The sequence below is a fragment of the Caballeronia sp. genome (assembly GCF_049581465.1).
In the GTDB taxonomy this organism is placed as follows: Bacteria; Pseudomonadota; Gammaproteobacteria; order Burkholderiales; family Burkholderiaceae; genus Caballeronia.
Genome location: NZ_JBAUSA010000328.1, coordinates 1 through 1,768, shown reverse-complemented (window position 1 = coordinate 1,768; position 1,768 = coordinate 1). Strand labels below are relative to the sequence as shown.

2 protein-coding genes are annotated in these 1,768 nt (G+C 53.1%); both read left to right on the top strand.

From position 1 onward, the window contains the following. Window positions 1–502, top strand: a 502-nt coding sequence (locus WCA53_RS08185) for a TolC family protein (RefSeq protein WP_423907818.1), incomplete at its 5' end; no start/stop codon positions are given. A gap of 653 nt (window positions 503–1,155) precedes the next feature. Next, a partial coding sequence (locus WCA53_RS08180) for an ESPR-type extended signal peptide-containing protein (RefSeq protein WP_423907816.1) occupies window positions 1,156–1,768 on the top strand: 613 nt, incomplete at its 3' end.

The following is a 1,768-nucleotide window of genomic DNA, read 5'->3' as shown; positions in this document are numbered from 1 at the left end:
GGCAACCGCCAAATCCGTGCGCGCGGGGGGCTTGCCGCAATTGAACTGGGTCATCAACAAGACGACCGCGCCCGATTCGTTCGGCCAGCGCCAGTCCTGGACCACCATGCTGCAGTTGTCATGGACGCCTTTCCAGGGCGGCAGCCAGCAGGCCGCCGAGCGGGCAGCGCTTGCCCGGGCGTCGTCGAGCGACGACAAGCGCGAGCAGTTGCAACACGATTCCGAGTTCAAGGTGCGCGACGCTCACCACGATGCCATTGCGCTGGCGACGCGAACGAAGCTGTACGGCGAACTTTCCGTCGAGACTGATCTGGTTCGCAAGCAGTTCTTCGAGCAGTGGTACCACCTGAATCGCCGCTCGCTGGTCGACGTGTTGTCGGCTGAGAGTGATTTCTACAACAATCAGGTTAGCCAGGTCACAACCCAGTTCGACGCCTATCAGGCAATTCTTAAAATCCATCTTAATAATGGAACATTGGATGAATGGTTGCGGTCGGCTTGACAGAGGGAGTTTTTGACAGTCCCGAAAAAACACTATTTTCATCAGTAGATCGCATGCGGTAACTGATCGATATCAAAAATTTAAAGCCATTGGCGTCAAGCGCGCCAATGGCTTTTTTTATTTAAATCGGTGAAGTTTTGTTAAATCTATTTTGCGCGCAACTTCTGAGGAGATAAAGGCAAGTTGATTTTTGTAGTTATTTGTCTCAACTTAACCGGTCGTCGGGTTGCTTGGATGCAACGGTTTGCCTTTATAAGAATATTCCTATTATCTCGATAAAGTCGTTTTAATTGCTGTCATAGGTAAACGAAAGCCATGACCAGCATAGGATTAGTCGATTATCCGTGGTCCACGAATGACCCGTCTTTTCGATTATTTGTTTTTGAAACACCTAATTTTCGTCAGTGCCAATCAAATTAGGAGTTTTCGCATTAAGCGGCTCCCATTCCAAATCTATAGTTCGGTTGCGTTCACAAAAACCGGGCCCTGAGTTGTGATCCCGGTCTCAGTGCTTCAGTGCGAAATCTCTGAAAGGCAATGAACGCCGAGCGTGAAGCGGAAGCCTTTGAAACGGATTGCATCTCAGAAAGAGGTCGATCCATGTCTCTGCCGATCCGCAAGGCGATTTTCTTATTTTTGTAAAGGTACATAGCATGAACAAGTCATACAAATCAGTCTGGAATGAGTCGACGGGATCATGGGTCGCAGTTTCTGAATTGGCAACGGGTCGCAGCAAGAGCAAGCGTGCGAAGACGGCAATCTCGAAGGCCATCCTGACGCAACTCGCGGTCGGTGGCATGGGCCTCGCGGGCGCGTCGGCTGCAATGGCTGGCGACCCCATCAAGTTGGGTACGGGCGCTGTAGTTTCCGTGGCTGACGGTGTCGCGATCGGCACGGATGCAGAGGCCGCGGTTGAAACAAACCCTGCATATCCTGGCCGCACCGGTGCTGTTGCAATCGGCGACCAGGCCTACGCTTCGGGCAATGGCGTTGCATTCGGGCAAAACGCACAAGCGTCGTCGGACAGTTTCGCACTGGGCGCTGATGCGAGCGCGATCAACGGCAGCACGGCAATTGGCAATGGCGCTCGTTCATTCAACGCCAACACGGTAGCGTTGGGCAACAATGCTGCGGCAACCGCTCAAAGCGCTGTTGCAGTTGGTGCAAACTCGGTAGTTTCCGTGGCTGACGGTGTCGCGATCGGCACGGATGCAATGGCCGATGTTGAAACAGACCCTGCATTTGCTGGCCGCACCGGTGCTGTTG